This is a genomic window from Collinsella aerofaciens, from assembly GCF_964243765.1.
GTDB classification, from domain to species: Bacteria; Actinomycetota; Coriobacteriia; order Coriobacteriales; family Coriobacteriaceae; genus Collinsella; species Collinsella aerofaciens_BU.
In genome coordinates, this window is sequence record NZ_CAXTGI010000007.1 from 38,501 (window position 1) to 59,047 (window position 20,547).

The 20,547-nt window shown below is 57.9% G+C and carries 18 protein-coding genes; 4 read left to right on the forward strand and 14 right to left on the reverse strand.

The genetic code is table 11. The features are described 5' to 3' along the window. Positions 1-67: 67 nt before the first annotated feature. The 10 genes from ACESSC_RS06180 to ACESSC_RS06225 form a co-directional block, all read right to left on the reverse strand. A complete protein-coding gene (locus ACESSC_RS06180) occupies positions 68-1,228 on the reverse strand; it encodes a DUF2974 domain-containing protein (RefSeq protein WP_373161939.1) in 1,161 nt (386 codons plus the stop codon). Between the two features lie 114 nt (positions 1,229-1,342). Continuing rightward, positions 1,343-2,293, reverse strand: a complete 951-nt coding sequence (locus ACESSC_RS06185) for an L-lactate dehydrogenase (protein ID WP_006234343.1) — start codon at positions 2,291-2,293, stop codon at positions 1,343-1,345. 201 nt (positions 2,294-2,494) lie between these two features. Further along, positions 2,495-3,658: a pyridoxal phosphate-dependent aminotransferase gene (locus ACESSC_RS06190; RefSeq protein WP_373161942.1), complete on the reverse strand. Its 1,164-nt coding sequence runs from the start codon at positions 3,656-3,658 to the stop codon at positions 2,495-2,497. 117 nt (positions 3,659-3,775) lie between these two features. Then, positions 3,776-5,764: an NAD(+) synthase gene (locus tag ACESSC_RS06195; protein WP_373161943.1), complete on the reverse strand. Its 1,989-nt coding sequence runs from the start codon at positions 5,762-5,764 to the stop codon at positions 3,776-3,778. A gap of 133 nt (positions 5,765-5,897) precedes the next feature. After that, positions 5,898-6,176, reverse strand: coding sequence for a DUF4160 domain-containing protein (locus ACESSC_RS06200; protein ID WP_117635420.1), 279 nt, complete (start codon positions 6,174-6,176; stop codon positions 5,898-5,900). Continuing rightward, on the reverse strand, positions 6,169-6,426 hold the full coding sequence (locus ACESSC_RS06205; protein WP_271729353.1) for a hypothetical protein: 258 nt from the start codon (positions 6,424-6,426) through the stop codon (positions 6,169-6,171). The genes ACESSC_RS06200 and ACESSC_RS06205 overlap by 8 nt, the downstream gene beginning before the upstream one ends. Before the next feature lie 195 nt (positions 6,427-6,621). Then, positions 6,622-7,530, reverse strand: a complete 909-nt coding sequence (locus ACESSC_RS06210; protein WP_158550973.1) for an AEC family transporter — start codon at positions 7,528-7,530, stop codon at positions 6,622-6,624. A gap of 58 nt (positions 7,531-7,588) precedes the next feature. Beyond that, positions 7,589-8,800 carry a hypothetical protein gene (locus ACESSC_RS06215; RefSeq protein ID WP_117773912.1) on the reverse strand — a complete coding sequence of 404 codons (1,212 nt, stop codon included), beginning with the start codon at positions 8,798-8,800 and terminating at the stop codon, positions 7,589-7,591. A 118-nt stretch (positions 8,801-8,918) separates the two neighbouring features. Continuing rightward, positions 8,919-10,343: a PTS transporter subunit EIIC gene (locus ACESSC_RS06220; RefSeq protein ID WP_118267260.1), complete on the reverse strand. Its 1,425-nt coding sequence runs from the start codon at positions 10,341-10,343 to the stop codon at positions 8,919-8,921. 267 nt (positions 10,344-10,610) lie between these two features. After that, positions 10,611-11,447, reverse strand: a complete 837-nt coding sequence (locus tag ACESSC_RS06225) for a PRD domain-containing protein (protein ID WP_117655301.1) — start codon at positions 11,445-11,447, stop codon at positions 10,611-10,613. Positions 11,448-11,695: 248 nt separating this feature from the next. On the opposite strand from ACESSC_RS06225, the gene ACESSC_RS06230 reads away from it, so the two are divergent. Next, positions 11,696-12,658 carry a hypothetical protein gene (locus ACESSC_RS06230; RefSeq protein WP_373161948.1) on the forward strand — a complete coding sequence of 321 codons (963 nt, stop codon included), beginning with the start codon at positions 11,696-11,698 and terminating at the stop codon, positions 12,656-12,658. 139 nt (positions 12,659-12,797) lie between these two features. Further along, positions 12,798-14,093: a hypothetical protein gene (locus ACESSC_RS06235; RefSeq protein WP_373161950.1), complete on the forward strand. Its 1,296-nt coding sequence runs from the start codon at positions 12,798-12,800 to the stop codon at positions 14,091-14,093. A 237-nt stretch (positions 14,094-14,330) separates the two neighbouring features. Here ACESSC_RS06235 and ettA read toward each other — a convergent pair whose 3' ends face one another. From ettA to ACESSC_RS06250, 3 genes are all read right to left on the reverse strand, one after another. Next, positions 14,331-16,010, reverse strand: coding sequence for an energy-dependent translational throttle protein EttA (gene ettA, locus ACESSC_RS06240; protein WP_055251458.1), 1,680 nt, complete (start codon positions 16,008-16,010; stop codon positions 14,331-14,333). 184 nt (positions 16,011-16,194) lie between these two features. After that, positions 16,195-16,899 carry an SdpI family protein gene (locus tag ACESSC_RS06245; protein WP_373161952.1) on the reverse strand — a complete coding sequence of 235 codons (705 nt, stop codon included), beginning with the start codon at positions 16,897-16,899 and terminating at the stop codon, positions 16,195-16,197. Continuing rightward, positions 16,892-17,170 carry an autorepressor SdpR family transcription factor gene (locus tag ACESSC_RS06250; RefSeq protein ID WP_227790090.1) on the reverse strand — a complete coding sequence of 93 codons (279 nt, stop codon included), beginning with the start codon at positions 17,168-17,170 and terminating at the stop codon, positions 16,892-16,894. The genes ACESSC_RS06245 and ACESSC_RS06250 overlap by 8 nt, the downstream gene beginning before the upstream one ends. A gap of 179 nt (positions 17,171-17,349) precedes the next feature. Between ACESSC_RS06250 and ACESSC_RS06255 the strand changes: the two genes are divergently transcribed. Together ACESSC_RS06255 and ACESSC_RS06260 are read left to right on the forward strand one after the other, a co-directional pair. Beyond that, positions 17,350-18,147, forward strand: coding sequence for a tRNA threonylcarbamoyladenosine dehydratase (locus ACESSC_RS06255; protein WP_373161955.1), 798 nt, complete (start codon positions 17,350-17,352; stop codon positions 18,145-18,147). Beyond that, on the forward strand, positions 18,108-18,944 hold the full coding sequence (locus ACESSC_RS06260) for a TatD family hydrolase (protein ID WP_373161958.1): 837 nt from the start codon (positions 18,108-18,110) through the stop codon (positions 18,942-18,944). Before ACESSC_RS06255 ends, ACESSC_RS06260 begins: the two co-directional genes overlap by 40 nt. Positions 18,945-19,023: 79 nt before the next feature. On the opposite strand, the gene ACESSC_RS06265 is transcribed toward ACESSC_RS06260, so the two are convergent. Further along, positions 19,024-20,541 (reverse strand): FGGY-family carbohydrate kinase, encoded by a 1,518-nt coding sequence (locus ACESSC_RS06265; RefSeq protein WP_373161960.1) that lies wholly within the window; start codon positions 20,539-20,541, stop codon positions 19,024-19,026. Positions 20,542-20,547 lie beyond the last annotated feature (6 nt).

Here is a 20,547-nt window from a genome sequence, read left to right on the forward strand (position 1 = left end):
GCGGTCGAGCCCGCCCCAGGCGCATCGAAGCTTGGTGCATCGGGGACAGGTTGCTTTGCACCAATGGTTAGCGCAGGAGCTCGGACTGCCAAGCCTCGAGCTGTTCTGCCAAACTCTTGCCGGCAGCGGGCATGTCGATCTGGGGTCGTTTGGGCAGCAGTGCGCATTTAAGGATTGCCACGATGGTCTGCGAGACAAAGCGTCGCGTATCCTCGTCAAAGCCTTGCGCAGCCTGGAGCATCACGGGCAGGCTCTCGCGCAGATTCCCGGCGATATCCGCAAACCGCTCAGCACCCGTAGCCTCAAACACGGAGAACAACGCATCTACAAAACGCTCGCGCTCGCTAGGCGACACTGCAAGCAGCATCTCGCGAATGGAGCCATCAACGTATCGAGCACCGGCGGACAGGCGCTCACAGTACACGAAGTCGCGACCATCAACCACCCAGCTAAAGGGATTGTGCTGCAGCAGGCTGAACTCGGTGCTCTCAACGATGGCATAGTCCTCCTGTGTCTCGAACATCATGCCAAAGATCGACGACCGAGGTAGCGTCTTATCGATGCGGCCGGAAAGATCGGCAAAGGCGTTGCCGTTCAGAAACTCCTCGACGAAGCCAGGACCATCATGGGAATACACCCGTTCGATTCGCTCACGGGCGACATCGGAGCACATCGCCGCACCGTACACCGCAAGGTTTCCACCCTTGGAATGACCTCCGCACAAAAGCGGCCCGTCAATCGCATCCGCCGCCTCGTCCACATAGCGCGCCGCGGATTCCTGGGCCGGCACAGGACACCGGAACGCCATGTTAAAGTCCTCTTTCCAGCCCACAATCGTACTGTCGGTCCCCCGGAAGGAAAGATAGCTAAACCCCGCCGGAAACCGGAACGCCATGGCTGCAAACTGCTCTGTCGCCACCACATCGCTCACGGCACGATAGCCGCAAACGTGCACGCCACGGTAGCGAGGGCTTGCTGCCACGGCCTCCAACAAGGCCCTGCTCCCCTCTGGATCCCACAAGTCGTCAATCATGTCCCGGTAGCACTCGGCACGCAGCAGTTCGCGTACGTCTAGGCCCTGCCAGTTCGTCAGCTCCGCCATATCACCCGGCAAACGTAAATAGGACAACCACGCAAAGACCAGGCTATCCACCGCGCAGAACGACCGCTCCTCAAACGGATCAAACACCGTCTGGGCATATGTCAAAAAATTAGGCGAATCCGACATGGCCCTCCCATCAACTATGGTGCATTGGGGTCAGGTTACTTTGCACCAAAAAGGCGCCCGGGCCGTGTGGACCCGGACGCCTTCATTGTAGCTTTTCGCTCTAGCGAGCTTGATTTAGCAGGAGAAGTCGACGCTGTCGATGATGTCCTTGAGGGCCTTGGCGGAGGCGGTGAGCTCATGCTGCTCGTCATCGTTCAGCGGCACGGGGACGCGACAGACGACGCCGTCGCGGCCAACGACCGTCGGCATGGAGATGGCAAGATCGGACAGGCCATACTCGCCCACCATGAGCGAGGAGACGGGCAGAACGGTCTGCTCATCGCGCATGACGGCGGTGCAGATGCGCTTGACGGCCATGGCGACGCCATAGTAGGTGGCGTGCTTCTTCTCGATGATGGTGTAGGCGGAGTTCTTGACGTCCTCGGCGATGCGCTTCTCGGCAGCCTCATGCTCCAGATGACCGTGAAGCTCGCAGAAAGTGTTCAGCGGCACGCCGGCAACCTGGGCGCTGGACCAAGCGACAAACTCAGAGTCGCCGTGCTCACCCATGACATAGGCCTGGACATCGCGCGGGTCGACCTCGACGTGGGCACCAAGCATCTGCTGCAGACGGCCGGTGTCGAGCACGGTACCGGAGCCGATGACGTGGCCTTCGGGCAGGCCGGACATTTTGATGGCGGCGTAGGTCAGAACATCGACCGGGTTGGAGACGATGAGCAGAATGCCGTCGAAGCCAGACTTCTTAATCTCGGGAATAATGGACTTGAAAATGTTGACGTTCTTGTTGACCAGGTCCAGGCGAGTCTCACCGGGCTTCTGGGCAGCGCCAGCGGTGACAACGATCATGGCGGCGTCGGCGACATCGGAATAATCGCCGGCGTAGATCTTCATCGGCTCGGCAAACGTCATGCCGTGCGCGATATCCAGAGCCTCACCCTCGGCGCGGTTCTTGTCCACGTCGATGAGGACCATCTCGGAGAACAGACCACTCTGCATGAGCGCGAACGCCGAAGACGAACCAACGAAACCGCAGCCGACAATAGCGACCTTCTTCTCGTTAACCATTAGAAACTCCCATCTCTCTCCACAAACAAGCCGCCCGGGAACGACCCGAGCGGCTTGCCGTAATCCCAATACATCCAATCGGGACTTTGATTATGCTCCTATTCGCAGCCAAAAATCGACCGTTTACCGAAATTGTTTGCAGGATTCGTAAAATAACTGCACGAAATCGGTTTCGAGCTATTGACGAGCCGAAATACCTTTCTAATACAGGCCCGCCTCGCGAATGGCCTCGACAGCCAAAGCAATCTGATCGGGCGGCAGGACCAGCGCCATGCGCACGTGCCCCTCGCCCGAAGGACCAAAGCTCGCGCCCGGCGTCACCACAACGCCGGCCTTCTCCATGAGCTCCTCGCAAAACGCCATGGAATCGGTGCGACCACCGGGAAGCTTGGCCCACACAAACATAGAGCCATGCGCGTTGGGACGCTCCCAGCCCAGGCCCTCAAGACCGTCGCACAGGGCATCGCGGCGCTCCTGGTACTTCAGACGCTGCGCCTCGACCTCATCGCGCGGACCGTTCAGGCAGGCGATGGCAGCCTTCTGGATCGGGAAGAACATGCCAAAGTCGATCTGGCCGCGCAGCTTGGCAAAGGCAGAGACCACGTCCTCGCGGCCGACCAAAAAGCCGATACGAGCACCGGTGACGTTAAACGACTTGGAAAGCGAGAAGAACTCCACGCCCACCTCAAGCGCACCGGGATACTGCAAGAAGCTGCCGCCCGGCTCGCCGTCGAACACGATGTCGGAGTACGCGTTGTCATGGACGATGAGCAGGTCGTGCTCGCGGGCGAAAGCGATGATCTCCTCGTAGACCTCGGGCGTGCCCACCGAGCCGACCGGGTTTGCGGGCAACGACACGATCATATACTTGGCACGATCGGCCACCTCGGGATCGATGCCCGCCACATAGGGCAGGTAATTATGCTCGGCGACCAACGGATAGTACTCGAGCTTGGCATCGGCAATCTTGGCGCCCGCCTCAAAGACCGGGTAGCACGGATCGGGAACCAAAATGGCGTCACCCGGATCGAGCAGGGCCAGGCCCAAATGGCCCACGCCCTCCTGCGTGCCGTTGCACGACTGCACCATAGACGGCGTAATGCCGGAGACACCAAAGCGGCGCTCATAGTAATCGCACACGGCTTGCTTGAGTTCGGGCAGGTCGCGCAGGGCATACTTCCACATCTCGGGATCTTGGGCTGCATGCGTGAGCGCCTCGACCACGTGGTCGTACGGCTTAAAGTCGGGCGTGCCCACGCTCATGTTGTAAATGGTCTTGCCCTGAGCCTTCAGCGCAAGCAGTTTGTTGTTGAGCGAGGCGAAGACCTCCGCGCCAAAGCGGTCGAGACGCTGCGATGCCTGCATGGTGCCACCTTTCGATATGAAAAACGCGGCGCTCCGACAAGAGCGCCGCGCGATACGGGCCATCAGATTGCAAAAGTGTAACGCTTGTACCCGCTGTTTTGGTTCAATTTGGCAACCTTAGTCCATCGGATTGAGCGCGTCAATCTGGGCGAGCCACAGGCGCGAGCTGGCGTCACTCGGCATGCGCCAATCGCCGCGCGGGCTGAGCGTGACCGAGCCCACCTTGGGGCCATCGGGCAGGCAGCTGCGCTTAAACTGCTGGGCAAAGAAGCGACGGTAGAACGTGCGTAGCCACGTGTGAATGGTCTTGACGTCGTAGACGCCCTCGAAGCTCTTGAGCGCCATGCGGTAGATCTTGCCCGGCTCAAAGCCAAAACGCAGCAAGTAGTAGAGGAAGTAGTCGTGCAGCTCGTACGGGCCCACCAAATCCTCGGTCTTCTGCGCAATCTCGCCGTCGCCCGTGGGCGGCAGAAGCTCGGGGGACACCGGCGTATCGAGGATGTCGAGCAGCGTCTCGGCAATACGCCCGCCAAAGACATCAGCCGCATAGCGCACCAGATGGCGCACAAGCGTCTTGGGCACGCTCGCGTTGACGGCGTACATGCTCATGTGGTCGCCGTTATAGGTAGCCCAGCCGAGCGCCAGCTCCGACAGGTCGCCCGTGCCGATGACAAAACCGCCGGCCTGGTTGGCCAAATCCATCAGAATCTGCGTACGCTCGCGCGCTTGGCTGTTCTCGTAGGTCACATCCTGCACGGCCGGATCGTGCTCGATGTCCTTAAAATGCTGCTCCACGGCTGCATGGATCGAGACTTCGCGGAAGCTCACGCCTAGGTCGCGAGCGAGCGACTCGGCATTCGACTTAGTGCGATGCGTCGTGCCAAAGCCGGGCATGGAAACCGCCGTGATACCCGTACGCGGCAGGCCCAGCGCATCGAAAGCACGCACGGTCACAAGCAGTGCCAGCGTGGAGTCGAGGCCGCCCGAAAGGCCGATGACCGCCGCCTTGGTGCCCGTATGGGCAAGACGGGTCTTGAGACCAGCAGTCTGCAGGTCGAGGATGGTCTCGCAGCGCTCGGCCAGATCGCCGTGGGCGGCCGGCACAAAGGGCGCACGCGGGAAAACACGGTCGATATCGCAGGCATCGCGCAGGACGGGCTCTTCGGCCAACACGCCCTCAAACGAAAACTCAACGGTCGTGGCCTCCGACGCATCGTCGGCGCGCGTCCACGTCGTCGAGCGACGGCGCTCGGCAACCAGACGGTCAAGGTCAACGTCGACGATGGCCATATCGCAGGTAAGCAGTTTGGTCGCGGCGAGCTTCGAGCCGTTTTCGTAGATAAGGTTCTCCCCCGCAAAGACCATGTCGGTCGTGGACTCGCCCTCGCTCGCATCCGCATAGGCATAGGCGCAGTACAGGCGCGCGCTCTGGTTGGAGATGAGGCTACGGCGGTAATCGGCCTTGCCGATAATCTCGTCCGAGGCCGACGGGTTGAGGATCACCGTGGCGCCCGCAAGCGCCATCTCGGTCGAAGGGGGTGCCGGCACCCACAGATCCTCACAAACCTCGACGCCCAGCACCAAGTCCTCGGCACCCTCATCACAGCAGCGGTAGACAAGCCCCGAGCCAAGCGGCACCGGACCCTGACCGGCAAATTCAACCCACACGGGATCGGCGGGCGCAGGAGCAAACCAGCGGCGCTCGTAGAACTCACCGTAGTTGGGCAGATACTTTTTGGCCGTAAGGCCCAAAAGCTCGCCCGCGCAGCACACGGCCGCGCAATTGTAGATGTTTTCGGTCACCGCAACGGGCAAGCCAACAGTAAAGACGATCGGCAACTCACGCGTTTCATCGAGGATGCGCACCAGCGCCGCCTCGCAGGCGTGCAGCAGCGTGCGGTTATGGAACAGATCAGCCGCGGTATAACCAGTCAGGTTAAGCTCGGGCAGCACGAGCGCACGAACGCCGCGCTCGGCAGCCTCGCGAACAGCCGCCAGCGCAACCTCGGCATTGCCCTCGACATCGGCCACGCGAATCTTGGGCGAGGCCGCTGCCACGCGCAAAAAACCGTCGTTCTCAACTTGACCGTTTAGAAAATCGTTCATGCGAGCTCCAGCACATCCGTTAGCCGCAACGAGCGGCGGCGATATAGTCCGCCTCCATTGTACTGTCAAGTTCAATCAGCACAGATGGGACAAGCTCATGATTAAAATTGGAAAAGAGAAGCCGGGATGACGTTTAGCAGTAGAACGAGATCTCGTCCACAAGGAAAAATGCCTTCCATTTAGAGCAAATCAATTCATGCTGAGCGGCGATGATTTCACAGAGGTCATCAAGCGTGCTCCGGGGGATCTTCGCTTTGTTATTAGCGACAATGCAGCCACCTCTTCGAGTCAGCCAGATTTTGGCCGAGTTATCTGAAGGCGCCCCCTTGCAAACATGGACATGGATTGGCTCGCCCGCTTCATTGGACCAAAAGAAGACCCGATAGCCGCCAATAAGAAAAAGGCTAGGCAACTTTAGCTCCTCCGTTTGCGGCGTAGCGATACAGCAGATGGGCGTTATTGCTCAGAAAAGTCTCAAAACCTCGCTTCTCCTCGTCGGTAAAACGCCCCTCCCACATGGTCCAATTGTAAGAAGGCAGCTCGCAACGAGCGGAGTCGAAACCCTCTGCCGTCGGTCGTTCAAAATGCACGATGACCTTTTCGATATCGCCATCTGTGATCAGGTCAGAATGAATGACCTCGGTACCATCTTCGAATGTCATATACGGGTACATCACGTAAACCACCTCGCAATCATTAATTCAGTTTAGCATCAAGCTAGTGCACCAATGATAGCAAGCCCCCTTGATGAGTTGATGGCATCTGTTGCCAGCACGATCGACGGCGGTCCGGATTGTTGGGCCCCGGCCATAATCGACCGCCACGAAGCGTTCATCCGCAGGTGCGTGGCATAGCGCCTAGAACACTAGCTGAGACAAGGACACTATCGCTGGCATAGTGAACATAGACAGAAGGGTGGTAACACAGACTGTTCCACATGCATATCGATAGTCCTTATTATGCTGCTGGGCAAAGATAGCTACATTCGCGCCGGTGGGGGTCGCAGCCGCAATCAGCAGCGCCATCTTAATTGACCTATCACATGGAAAGAGACATAGGAACAGGAGCGAAAGAATCGGAATGACAAGCAGCCTGACCGATGAGACGGCAAACAAGCTTTTCGCCCTCAGGAGCGCCATCAAATCAGACTGAGCAAGATAGATACCGAGAGTCATCATTGCTAGCGGAGTGTTGAGCCCCGAGATATACGAAAGCACTGACTGTGCCAGAGGGACCGTTGGGACACGAAGGATAAAAATCAAGAAACCGCCCAATAAAGCCATGACCATTGGACTTGTCAGGATCGCTTTAGGACTCATACATTTTTTAGACCCCGACAGCAGATACTGCCCGTATGTCCATTGCATGGCATTGAGAAGAGCGATCATGCACGTGATGAAAAACACGGCATCTTTTCCAAGCGCCGCTTCAACAAGGGGTATTCCCACAAATCCAGCATTCGAGAATGCCGCAGCAAAAATGTCGATGGGACGGCCCCTGAACAACAGGCGGGCAACAACGCAAGCGAGCAACAACATCGCCGCCGACAGCATTAAGGTCATTCCCAACTCATACATCCTCTGAAACGAATACTCGATCCAAAATGATTTGAGAATGATTGCGGGAATCACAAGGTTGATGAGCAACTTTCCGAATTCTATTGCAGCCTGCTCGCTCAATATGCCCAAGCGGTTTAGAGCGTAGCCCATTCCCATGAGCAAAAACATGATAAGGACTTGTTGGATGAGAGGTTCAATGATTGACACAATACATGCTCCGTATAATCCTGACCGGTTCATCTACCACGATGGTCTATAGCGCCTGCTATAGCGCGGCACCGACCGCCTGAATGATTCGCGCAACGAACGCATCGGCAACCCCGCGCGGCGTTCGCGAGTTGTAGGTTTCAAAATACTTGCCGTAGTCTTCCTGAGGCACAAGGTAGTTGCAGTACGTGTTCGCATAGCCGATAACAAAGACGTTGTATTGGCTAAACGCCCTCTTAAAATCCAAGCCTAATGTGCTACACGTATCGCATGGCATCGTGATAAAAATGCAGTTACCAATTACCGCAAACTGGCTCGGAAGCTCAAGCTCGATTTTCCCCATCGAGAGCTTAAGCTGTTGCCGCTTAAGGAGAAAGTCTCGCATCGGGCTCGCATCCATAGCCTCTATCCGATTGGTCATCTCGATCCAATCCGGATCTGTTTTTGCATCGTAGACACTCTTCATGCTGATAGAGCCCCAACGCGGAGTATCAACTCTGAGTGCCGCGCGCTCACGCTTGGATTCAATTTGAGCGCAAAGTTCGTTAGCCGTACGCTCGAGTTCGGCAACTCCCTCCCCTTGCCGATAGAAACGCGTCGACACATCCCCGCACGTTCCGTTGACGCAAAGTACAGGACAGCCATATTTCCTCTCCAAACGCTGCCTGACATGCCCAATCAAATCAGCAGAGAGGACGGCGCTTTTCCCATTAAGGATGGTAGGATGAGCGGACATGAACAGCATTTTTCCAATTGGGCGACCACCTTGAGCGTCCTCAAACGAGAAAATACTTACCTGTTTATCGGCCGGACCGCCCTGAACATTTCGATTCCCGTACAGTCCCTCGATGCCTAACATCTCCATCGATACGGTCGCCTTCGACCTGGACGCCCATGCAGATACCGCCGCCTCGGTAGCCAAGCCAATCAAATCACTCGTCAATTCGGTTTCAGGTAACGTGTCCTCGTAGGCAAGCTTAAAATAGCATGGTGCAGAATGGGTATGAATGCATGCGACGACGATATTGCTCGAATCGATGCCCGTTTTTGACGATACGGCGTTCTTGACCGAAAGGGAAAAATCTTTCGACACCATTATTGAATCGAGCTCGATAAGAATAAACGGGACAAGATCAACACAGACAGCGCTAGCGTTGACCTCAATAGGATCAAGAACATCCGTCCAGGCACCTTTTCTGTTGTAGCCGCCCATGCGGCAAGGAGACTGGGGTGTTACGTCAATCTTCGAGATTCCAAACTCTATGTTCATTCCAACTCCAACTCTTCGCGGCACACGCCGCCCAAACATCGGAAATAGAAATACAAAAAGAGAAGGGCGTCATGGACGCCCTTCCAATGCGTCCTGCCACACGCAGGCCGTAGAAAACTTAACGCTCGGAAACGGGACCATTCTCGAGCTCATCCGCCGTAAAGCCCAGGAAATACGTGCCCAAGGCGCTCACAAGGAAGCCTGCACCAGCAGCGATTCCAAAGTTGATGAGATTCTGGGTCCCGCCGCCCGCAAACGCGAGGAACTCCAAGAAGTTAGATGCCGCGCCGGCAGTATAAACCGTGGCTCCGAGAGCGATTGCAAGCGCACCGGCAACAAAGGATCCGATAATCTTCCAGACAAACACGCGGCGATAGCGCAGCATCATGCCGTAGATGAAAGGCTCGCCGACGCCTCCGACAATGTTTGCGACCAAATAGCCGAATGCCATGCTCTTCTCGTCTTTATCGCACAGCTTGAGCCAGGTCGCCACCTCGCAGCCGAAGGTCGCCCAAAGGCTAACGCCCGTCGCAACCAAAACAAAGCTGTCGGTTCCCACAGTCATATAGTTAGCGATGGCAATCATCGCAACCGCCACATGCATGCCGGTAATAATCATTGGGCACCAAAGACCCGCCAGAATACCTCCTCCGAGGATGGCGGCGATACCACCGGAAGTACCAAGGAACTCAAAACCGGCGGCGAGGGCATTACCGGCCCATGAACCAACAGGGGCGAGAGCGCAGAGAGACACAGGAGCAGCGACGACCATGGTAAGGAAAGGCGCGAAAACCGTTGAAAGGGTATCTGGCACATATTTGCGGAAGAAGCGCTCGATATAACTCATCGCCCACACGGACAGAAGAATGGGAAGGACCGTCTTTGTGTAGTTTGCGGCGACGCAGGGAATGCCATAAACGGAGAACTGAGCTCCATCGGTCGCAAGCTGAATCATGGTCGGGTCGATAAGAATGCCGCCCATAAAGGCACCGAGGACAGGCGTTACGCCAATGTTCTTAGCCGCATTATAGCCAAGGTAGATGGGGATAAAATAGAACGCTGCGTCATAAACCATGTTCATCAGAACATAAAGGTCGCTTGTGTCGGACAGCACGCCCGCCATCGTAGGTCCCAGCACCACCGCTACGGTCTTGAACAGGCCAGCACACATTAGGACGGGGATCATAGGCACCATGGAGCTTGACAGGTAGTTGAGGATGTTATTGCCAATAACCTTAGGTGTGAGCTTCTGCTTAGGAGCATCAAGGTTCTCGTCGATGGCGTCCTGCTTGGCAAAGCCGCCGATCTTGCAGAGCTCGTCATAAACCTTGGGCACGTTTTGGCCCACGATTACCTGGAACTGCCCTCCGGAGATTTGAGCACCCAACACACCGCCAATCTTCTTCACTTCTTTGATATCGGGGGCATCGATATCTTTGAGGTTAAAACGCAGGCGCGTCATACAGTGCGCAACAAACGTCACGTTCTCCTTGCCACCGACGGCCTCGAGCACGTCCGCGGCGATTTTCTTATTGTCAGTCATAGCTGAACTCCCTTGCTTTTCTGTCTTCCCGTTTGCGCACACGCGAAGAACCGATTACGGCAGGCCTGACACGAGGCAAATCGAGAAAAGCAAGAAGAAGACAAAAACAGAAGAGCCCCAAAGCACAAAGCGGACAGGGAACTGTCTACGTCATGCTTCGAGGCTCTTCTCGAATAACACCTTATGTGACTATGAAACTACATCCAACAGTTGCTTTTACGAAAGTCGAAACCGGCCAACGGTCAAACTTCAGCGGCGAGCGGTCGATTAGGACCTAGATCCCGCGCAGACGCGATTGACGTGGAGCATCAGGTAGACCTTCTCTTCATCGGCGAGCCCGGCGTCAAAGCGCTCTTCGATAAGCGCGGCCATGCGGTCGACGCACACGGCCACGTCGGGATGCTGCTCGCAGAGCGGTCCGTAAAGCGCGCCGTTCTCCGTGTTGAGGGGCTCTCCTGTCTGCACGCGTTCTAACAGGTAGCGCACGTGCGTGGCATAACGGCAAAAGTCAAAGCCGTCGCGGTCCACGCAAACCCCCAGCTCGGATTCGATAATCTTGGTGAAGCTCTCGAGCATCACCTCGTCCTTACGCACCGTATTGGATTTGGCCTTTGAAGACGAGGCGACCACGCTGTTGACGATACAGAGCGCGATACCGCTCGCCTCCCCCCGCGGCATCTTGACGTTGAAGCCGCGATTGATGCCCTCGATCGCGAACTTGGCGATCTTGTACTCAATGGGGTACATCTGCTGCACATCATAGGAGAGCGGCATCTGCACAAACATATGCTCGCGGCAGCGTTTGATGGCAAAGGCGATATGGTCAGCCATGGTAAAGGGAAGGTTTGCCGAGAGCTCGCGCGAGATGTTGGAGCGAGCGATATCGGCAATCTGGGCGGAGAACTCCATCACCTGAGGATCGATCTCGTCGAGCAGCGCTAGGTAGCGCGAGTCGACACCGTAGAAGGTTCGCTCGATCTTATCGAGTGTGACCTCATCGGGGCCATTGGGAAACCCGATACCGCGGCCAATTGCCACGAGTTCACGGCCCTTGGCGTTTACGCAGATAACCGTATTGTTGTTGATCCGCTTAAGGATTTTCATGACGCTCCCTACCCGGCGCAAGCAACAGCGCCGCGAGCCCGATTATTCCACGGGATTTCAAATCCGGTCAACCTTCCTTTCGACATCCGAACGATTCGCCCCGTCTTCATTCGATCAGCCTGAGAAGAAGTTTCGCGCTTTGGTGAGTTGATGGTGTTGCGGGCGAATCCATCTCCGGTTCACACTGACTGGGTACCCTGAGGGCTGAACAACCTGTCGCAGCACTAAACGAACCGGGAGGACCCCGTATGACGACTGAATATACCGACGCGCCGCGCACGCGCGTCATGACGCCGGCATCGCTCAACAACGGCGTGCACGAGAACCATTCCATCGGACAGACCATGGCCATCGCACCCAAAAAGGGCCTGTTTGACGACATTTCCATTCCCCAGATCATCGCCGGCGCCGCAGCTGCCGCCACGAGCGTCGCGCTTGCCTCCAAGATTGGTATCGCTGGTTCAGTAATTGGCGCCGCCGTGAGCTCGGTCATCACCGTTGTGTCCTCGCAGGTCTACCGCCACTTTATCTCTGCCAGCGCCGAAGCAATCAAGGGCACGCATGCCGCTGTCGACTACCCTGCCGGCGCCTACGAGCCCGTTGAACCCGATGTCGAGGAGCACCTAGGTGGCGCCGCGACCACGCAGGAGATGCGTCAGGTTGCAGGTCGCGCGACCACGGCGCGCGTCGCCCCCAACAGCCTGCGCGCCAAGGCAGCGGCAGAGCGCAGCCAGACGCAAAAGAAGGTCATCGTCTTCTCGATCGCCATCGCCATCGTCGCGGTCATCGCCTGCGCCGGCGCCATCCTTATCACCACCGCCGGAGAGGGTCTGGGTGAGCGCCCCGAGCCAATCCTTTCGTCGCGCACGACCGAGAGCGATGCAAATGGCACCGCCCAGTCACAAGATCAGCAGGCACAGACGGACGACGCACAAGACAGTTCTACCTCTGCCGATTCGTCATCGAACACCCAAAACCAATCGCAGGACACCGATTCTTCTGCGTCCAACAGTGGCACGCCGTCCGGCACGACCGACTCAAGCCAAACGACTGACGGTTCGCATCCGAGCACGGGCGGCCAGACGAGCGACAGCACTTCGGGAACGGGCACAGCAGACGGCAGCAACACCAACAGCTCGAACAGCTCGAGCGGAACCGCGTCCGGCACGGCATCCGACAACTCGAGCCAAGGCACGGCATCGGGCAACTAAGCACATTTTCCTCTCATAGATAACCGGCCTGTATAACGGGCGCGAATCGACAGCGGTTCGCGCCCGTTTGCTTTGGGCGCCGAGATGGCAAGGCCTGTGCGATGGTAAGATGCTTTGGTGTGTAAAGAGGAGATTTGCCATGAGCAAGACAATAGTTAAGCCCACGCTATCGCTGGGCAACCACATCTATCTGTATCGCCTGCTGCGCGACGCGATTGGGTGCGGTAAGCAAACGTTTATGACGCAGGTCGAGGAGGCGCTCGCCGCCGGCGACATGGCCGCTTATGACCTAGGCTTTGAGTCCACGCGCGAGCTGCTCGAGGAGCTCGACGACTGCATTAAGCTGACCGTCTTTAAGGGCGGTCGCCTGTATGCTACCGTCATCGCCAACGAGGCCTGGGATACCGCCCTTGCCAAAGGCGAGGACAAGCCCAAGGCTGCCAAGGGTGCCAAGCAGTCCTACAAAAAGAAAAAGCGCGGCGAGAAAGACCTCAAGGCTGTACGCCCCAAGCACGTTAAGCGTCCCGAGCCCGTGGCCGAAGTCGCTCCGGAGCCCGAGCCCGAGACAGAGATCGAAGTCGCTATTGAGGTAACGGCAGAAGCCGAAACCGAAATCGCCGCCACGATCGATCCCGAAGTCACATCCGAGCAGGAAGCCACTGTGGAGCTCAACGAAGCGCCCAAGTCGACAACCGAAGAAGCCGCTAACCAACCCGAGACGTCTGCGTTCCAAAACAGCGATGTCTTTGGCGACGAGGCCGAGGACGATCAGCCCGACGAGCCCGCCGATCAAGGCGCTACCGAGTCGGCGCCGGAGCCCGAGACGCCGCAGCCCGCCATCTCGCTCACGGTTGTCTATGACCCCGAGAACGCCAACGCCGGCATCACCACCATGGCATCCACGCCGGTCGAAGCAAAGCTGCCTGTCGAGGCAGAGGACGCCCCGCAAGCCGATGCCAAAACCGAGACTGAAGACACATCCGTCTCCGTGGAACCGACAGATTCCGCAGTTAAGCCGGAACCGGTGCCTGAGTCTGCACCCGTCATCGAGTCCGCATCCGAACCTGTCTATGACCAGATTCCCGCACCGGCTCCGGTCCCCGCTGCAGCACCGGCCCCCGCACCCGCAGCGCCCGCCATCCCCGAGGACTTCCCCGTCGATTTCACAACCGAGGTCTTCTGCCCCGGCCCGCTTTTGCACCAGCTGTCGACCTATCTCCCCTACGGCGCCGACACGCTCGGCATCGTCGGCGAGTACTACTGGATCGCCCGCGAGCGCGGTACCATCGAGGCCGCGCGAAACCGCGCAAGCTTCCCCCTGCACTACACGCAGGCCGGCGAGCGCCGCGAGGTTGCCGTGCGCATCCGCCGCAACACCGCCGGCGGTCTCGGAGCCGCCTGGACCATCGATAAAGTCGAAGAACCCGAGCAGTAACGACAAACGGCTCAAATCCAAATCAGGATTTGAGCCGTTTTTGCTCATTCGTTTAAATTGCTCATTTGTCGATGCATCGTAACCAACAGCGAGCGAGCCGCAAGTGCCCCAGGTTGCCGTGAAAGAGGAGCGACGCGTACTTTGGTACGCGAGCGACGGTTTGAACGACAAGATGGGGTGCTTGCGGCTCGCGCAGCATCATCTCGTTACGCGGTTTGGTAAAACCGCGTAACAAACCTAGTCACGCGTCAGCTTGCGGTGAATACGATGCGGCTGGGCTGCGTCCTCGCCCAGGCGCTCGATGCGGTTGGCCTGATAGGCCTCGAAGTTGCCCTCGAACCAATACCAGTTGCCCGGATTCTCGTCGGTGCCCTCCCACGCCAGAATGTGCGTGGCGACGCGGTCCAGGAACATACGGTCGTGGCTAATAACCACCGAGCAGCCCGGGAACTCGAGCAGCGCCGCCTCGAGTGAGGACAGCGTCTCGACGTCGAGATCGTTCGTGGGCTCGTCGAGGAGCAGCAGGTTGCCGCCCTGCTTGAGCGTGAGCGCCAGGTTCAGACGGTTGCGCTCGCCACCGGAGAGTACGCCAGCGCGCTTCTGCTGGTCCTGGCCCTTAAAGCCAAAGCTCGCCACATAAGCACGGCTCGGAACCTCGGTCTCGCCGACCATCATGTGGTCCAGGCCGTCCGAGACGACCTCCCACAGGTTCTTATCGGGGTCGATGCCAGAACGGTTCTGATCGACATAGGAGATCTTGACGGTCTCGCCCACCTCGAGCTCGCCCGAAGTCAGCGGCTCCAGGCCCACGATGGTCTTGAACAGCGTGGTCTTACCGACACCGTTGGGGCCGATGACGCCCACGATGCCGTTGCGCGGCAGGGTGAACGAAAGGTCGTCGATGAGCACGCGACCGTCGAATTCCTTGTGCAGGTGATGGGCCTCGAGCACCTTGTTACCCAAACGCGGTCCAACGGGAATGCGGATATCGGTCCAGTCGAGCTTCTGGCTTGCGCGGGCCTCGGCCTCCATCTCCTCGTAGCGAGCCAGACGAGCCTTGTTCTTGGCCTGGCGAGCCTTGGGCGAGCTGCGTACCCACTCGAGCTCGGCCTCCATGCGCTTGGCGAGCTTGGCGTCGCGGTTGCCCTGCGCCTCGATACGGGCGGCCTTGGTCTCCAGATACGTGGAGTAGTTGCCCTTGTAGGGATAAAGGTGACCGCGGTCGACCTCGCAGATCCACTCGGCAACGTTATCCAGGAAGTAGCGATCGTGCGTGACGGCAAGCACCGCGCCCTGGTAGTTGTGAAGGAAGTGCTCGAGCCACAGGATCGACTCAGCGTCTAGGTGGTTTGTGGGCTCGTCAAGCAGCAGCAGGTCGGGAGCCTCGAGCAGCAGCTTGCACAGGGCCACGCGACGGCGCTCGCCGCCGGAAAGCACGTTGACCGGCATGTCGGAATCGGGCAGCTGCAGGGCGTCCATGGCCTGGCCGAGCTTGGAATCGATATCCCAGCCATCAGCGGCGTCGATCTCGTCCTGGAGCTTGCCCATCTCGGCCATGAGGGCGTCCATGTCGCAGTCCGGGTCGCACATCTCCTCGCCGATCTTGTTGAAGCGATCGACCTTGGCAATCATGTCGCCAAACGCCATGCGCACGTTCTCGATGACGGTCTTGTCGTCGTCGAGCGGCGGCTCCTGTTGCAGGATACCCACGGTGTAGCCGGGGGTGAGCCTGGCATCGCCGTTGGAAACTTCCTCGATGCCGGCCATGATCTTGAGCAGGGTCGACTTGCCCATGCCGTTGGGGCCCACGACGCCGATCTTGGCACCGGGATAGAAGCTCAGGGTCACGTCGTCAAGAATCACCTTGTCGCCATGGGCCTTACGAGCCTGATACATCTGGTAGATAAACTCCGCCATTTGCCTGTTTTATCCTTTCTACCTTCTGTTTCCCTATTCTTGATTCGCTTTAGTGGAAACGAAATGAGGAAACCAGCTCTGAAACTAAACGAAAAAGGGGCATGGTTGCCCACACCCCCTAATACTACCTGGGAAAAGTCCCTCGGAACATACTATGAACTGCGTACGCTAGTTTTCCGCAACCTTAACGAGCGGCTCGCTGCGATTTGCGCCACAGCAGATACGAATAGACGTAGGCAGCTCCAGCTGAACCAAACGCCAGAACCGCAATCACCGCGGCGACGACTTCACTCGAAAGCACGCTACCCGCCACGCCCATCACAATCAGGCCAACGCCCAGCACCATAAAGCAAGCACCGCCAAAGCGCTGTGTGCGACGCCAGTTCTCGGGATCGGCAAGCGCCCAAGGTGTCTTGATACCGAGCGTATAGTTCTGCTTCACACGCGGCAAGTAGTTGCCTACGCCGATGAACAGCAAACCGACAACACCGGAAATCAGCACGTTAACCGAACCGACCGCCGGCACCACGCCCCAGACCGTAAGCTCTCCCAGCCAGCTTATGGCGCACATGAACAAGGTGAAGGCGATTACGAAGCCCTGATAGAACTTGCCCGAGGTTCGATATGCCTCGCCTTTGGGGTCGATGCGCGGCACCACGCAGAACATTGCGAGAAGCGCCAGAGGCAGCGCGCCGAGCGCGGAGGCCATCCAGCTAGGACCCCAACCGTCGACGGCGCCGTTCGCGCCCCAGTGCGTGGGAATCTGCGCAGGCAAGCTCGGCATCACCATGAGGTGCGCTACGACATTGGCGACGCACAGAGCGACCAGCGCAATCCACACGCGCGACGATACCCCTGTGGGGTGAATGCCCTTGTTTTCGTTATTCATCCTTATCACCTTCATTGTTTGTAAAACCCATAAACCAGCCAATTAAATCCTGCATGACGGTGGTGTTTAAGCTGTATACGATGTTTTGGCCATGGCGCTCGTCGGTCACCAGCCCGGCGTTTTTAAGCGTTGCCAGATGATGGCTGAGCGACGGTTTGCTTATGTCGAAATGCTCGGCGAGCTCCCCCGCCGTGCAATTGCCCTCGCGCAGCAGTTCTAAAATGCGCCGCCGCGTTGGATCCGCCAGCGCCTTAAAACCCTCTCCCGGCATAAGACCTCCTCTCAGCACCCCTCATGACGCGCACACTATACTCGGTATTTAGATGTTTGTCTAACTATCTAATCGAAATGCTTCAAACCACATCAGAGTAAGCGCCATCGCAACCTATGGGCGATTACCTATAATGGCGATAGCTAAAACACGACCTGCTTCCCCATCGGAGGATATTTATGACCGAAACCACTGCCGCAGCCGCCATCGAGACACGCGACACCAAGCTCGAGATCATCATGGGCCGCGAGGCACTCGATAAGCTCGCCGATGCTACGGTGTTGGTGCTCGGCTGCGGAGGCGTGGGCTCCAACTGCTGCGAGGCACTCGCCCGCGGCGGCATCGGTCATTTCGTCATTCTGGACAAGGACATCATCGCGCCCAGCAATATCAATCGCCAGGCCATCGCCTTTCATAGCACCGTCGGCAAGCGCAAGGTTGACGTGATGGAAGCCATGATCCACGATATCAATCCTGCCGCCACCGTTATCAAACGTACCGAATACCTGCTGAGCGACAACATCGATGATTTCTTCGCGAGCGTTTTGGAGCAGACGGGCGGCAAGCTCGACTACGTCGTCGACGCCATCGACACCATCTCGGCCAAGCTCACCATTGCCAAATATGCTCAGGACCACGGCATTCGTTTGGTTAGTTCCATGGGCGGGGCCAACAAGCTCCATCCCGAGTGCCTCCGCTTTGCCGACATCTTCGATACGGTACGTGACCCCATGAGCCGCATTATGCGCAAAGAATGTAAGAAGCGCGGAATCAAGAGCCTACATGTACTGTTTAGCTGCGAGGAATCGGTTAAGACGCAGCCCCGCGACCCTTCCAACATCCACGAGCGCACCGAGCTGGGAACTGCGAGCTTTATGCCGCCCATCATGGGCCAGATGATCGCTGGCGAGGTTATCCGCCAGATCAGCGGGCGCGGGTGCGAACGCGTGCGCGCCGATGGCCAGCGCCTAAATTAACGAGACGCACCGCGATGACACCGCAATTATTTGATGCGCATTGCCATCTTGATTTAATGGCTCGCCCGGACGCCGTTGCCGATGAGGCAACGGCGCTGGGCCTGGTCCTATTTGACTGCGGCGTCGATCCGCACGACTTTGCACGCGCCAAGAAGCGCGCCTGCGGCCGGTCAAATATCTTTGCCGGCATCGGCCTCCATCCCTGGTGGCTCGCCGACGGCCGCTGCGGTCCTGCCGAAGTCAATCTGCTTTGCGAAGTCGCTGACCAAGAGCGCTATATCGGCGAGGTAGGACTCGACTTTTCCGCGCGCTTTGCCGGAAGCGAACCGCTACAAATACAGACATTTGACCGGCTCTGCGATGCGCTCGTGCAGCATCCTCTTACCGGGCGCGTAATATCAATTCACGCCGTTCGTTCGGCGGGAACCGTACTGGACGTCCTCGAATCGCATGGACTACTCATCCCAAACTCCGACTCCCCCGTTATCATCTTCCACTGGTTTAGCGGCACTTCGGACGAACTCGTCCGCGCGCGTAATGCGGGCTGCTATTTTTCCGTCAACGAACGCATGCTCGCATCTAAACGAGGACGCGAATACACACGACAGATTCCACTCGACCGTCTACTGCTCGAGACCGATGCGCCGGCCGAGCCAAACACAGAAACAAGCGCGCAATCGCTCATCAGATCGCTCACAAGGACCTCAGAACGCATCGCCTCGCTCAAAAAATGTGACATAAAGCACATCGAATCGGCAGTTTTAGCAAATGCGCGCTCTGTTTTTGACCTTCGCTAACCCCTGTGGGCAAAAATGCCAAGGGACATGCGAATCGCACAACGCAGTCCCTATTGGAAGGCGGTACAGTTCGGCGGCATTACACCAATTCGTGCATGAGATCACGGTTGCGTGTATACAATTCGTCAAAGATATGACGACGCGACGCATATAGCTCGTGGGCAGTCATATCGGGCACGATTGTTTGCGCAACGCCAAGGACTCGGGCGAGTTCATCCCATGATGTATAGGCGCCACCTGCGAGAGCTGCCATAATGGCATCACCGAAGCATGCGCCCACCGTAACCTTGGCAACCGAGACCTCGCGCCCGCATACGTCGGCGATAGCTTGCATCCAAATTGGATTCTTGGTTCCACCTCCGACAAGCATAATGCGCCCAATTGGCAGTCCATGCTCTCGCTCGATAATGTCGACATGGGATGCAACGGTATACGCGACGCCTTCCAAGGCGGCGCGAACCATATGGGCTCGCGTATGCCTTCCGGTCAGGCCAAAGAAGACGCCACGCGCCTCGGGATCGTTGAGCGGAGTACGCTCCCCCGCAATGTACGGCAGACACAGGAGCCCATCGGCACCCGGCGCCACATCGGCGGCATCATGCGCCATAACCGAATATGCATCGGGGCCACCGTGGCCCTCGGCCTCTACGGCGTCGCGATACAGCTCTTGGCGCAGCCACGATGTGAGTGCACCCGCTGTATTGGTCCCCGCGCAGATCCCGTAAGTTCCGGGAATGATAAACGTCCCTGGCCACAGGCGAGCATCATCGACCATATGATCAGCTAAGTAGATGAAATACGCCGTGCTCCCCAACTGAACCATCATATCGCCGGGACGGAATACACCCGTCGAAATGGCCTCGGCACCAGAGTCGCCCGTTCCCACCAAGACAGGTGTCCCTGCCACGAGCCCCGTCGCCTCAGCCGCACGCTGCGTAATCACCCCGGCAATATCGGTAGCCGACATTACCTCCGCCATCTGGTCAGGCCGGCAGAAACGAGCACATTCCCGAGCATCAACCTTCCAAGTGTAGCGATCGTATAGGGGAAGAAAATCCTCCGCCAAATAACGGTCCACCGTAAAACGCCCCGTCAACTTCGCGCACAGAAACGATGACGCCGTCAGGAACTTCGCGGCACGTTCGTGCACCTCGGGCATATTCTCCTTAAACCACAAGATCTTTGGAGCAATATCTGACGAACAGGGATCGTGCCCGAAAAGCTCGCGTGCGCGATCTGGCCCATATTCGGAAAGAAGCTCGTCAATCTGCGGCTTCGAACGTGCATCGACTCCATATAAAATCGCGGGTGCCAGCGCGTTGCACTCGGTATCGACCGGTACGCAGTCGCAACCCAATGCGGAAAGGCCCACGCATCCAATCTGCGCCGCATTAACCCCCGATCGCACCACCAGCTCGCGCGACAAGCGGCAAAAATCTCCCCACCAAACTGCCTCCGCATCATGCTGGTACCATCCATCACGCGGGTTGTCCGTCTCGTGTCCACAAGAGGCCTGGCAAACGATATTGCATCGATCATCGATTAAAGCGCCTTTAGAGGCGCTTGTCCCAATATCAATACCCAGATAGAACGCCATAGGTGC

Coding starts and splice junctions, on each gene's coding strand:
- ACESSC_RS06180 (WP_373161939.1), bottom strand. CDS start 1,228: ATGTCGGATTCGCCTAATTTTTTGACATATGCCCAGACGGTGTTTGAT.
- ACESSC_RS06185 (WP_006234343.1), bottom strand. CDS start 2,293: ATGGTTAACGAGAAGAAGGTCGCTATTGTCGGCTGCGGTTTCGTTGGT.
- ACESSC_RS06190 (WP_373161942.1), bottom strand. CDS start 3,658: ATGCAGGCATCGCAGCGTCTCGACCGCTTTGGCGCGGAGGTCTTCGCC.
- ACESSC_RS06195 (WP_373161943.1), bottom strand. CDS start 5,764: ATGAACGATTTTCTAAACGGTCAAGTTGAGAACGACGGTTTTTTGCGC.
- ACESSC_RS06205 (WP_271729353.1), bottom strand. CDS start 6,426: ATGACATTCGAAGATGGTACCGAGGTCATTCATTCTGACCTGATCACA.
- ACESSC_RS06215 (WP_117773912.1), bottom strand. CDS start 8,800: ATGAACATAGAGTTTGGAATCTCGAAGATTGACGTAACACCCCAGTCT.
- ACESSC_RS06220 (WP_118267260.1), bottom strand. CDS start 10,343: ATGACTGACAATAAGAAAATCGCCGCGGACGTGCTCGAGGCCGTCGGT.
- ACESSC_RS06225 (WP_117655301.1), bottom strand. CDS start 11,447: ATGAAAATCCTTAAGCGGATCAACAACAATACGGTTATCTGCGTAAAC.
- ACESSC_RS06230 (WP_373161948.1), top strand. CDS start 11,696: ATGACGACTGAATATACCGACGCGCCGCGCACGCGCGTCATGACGCCG.
- ACESSC_RS06235 (WP_373161950.1), top strand. CDS start 12,798: ATGAGCAAGACAATAGTTAAGCCCACGCTATCGCTGGGCAACCACATC.
- ettA (WP_055251458.1), bottom strand. CDS start 16,010: ATGGCGGAGTTTATCTACCAGATGTATCAGGCTCGTAAGGCCCATGGC.
- ACESSC_RS06245 (WP_373161952.1), bottom strand. CDS start 16,899: ATGAATAACGAAAACAAGGGCATTCACCCCACAGGGGTATCGTCGCGC.
- ACESSC_RS06250 (WP_227790090.1), bottom strand. CDS start 17,170: ATGCCGGGAGAGGGTTTTAAGGCGCTGGCGGATCCAACGCGGCGGCGC.
- ACESSC_RS06255 (WP_373161955.1), top strand. CDS start 17,350: ATGACCGAAACCACTGCCGCAGCCGCCATCGAGACACGCGACACCAAG.
- ACESSC_RS06265 (WP_373161960.1), bottom strand. CDS start 20,541: ATGGCGTTCTATCTGGGTATTGATATTGGGACAAGCGCCTCTAAAGGC.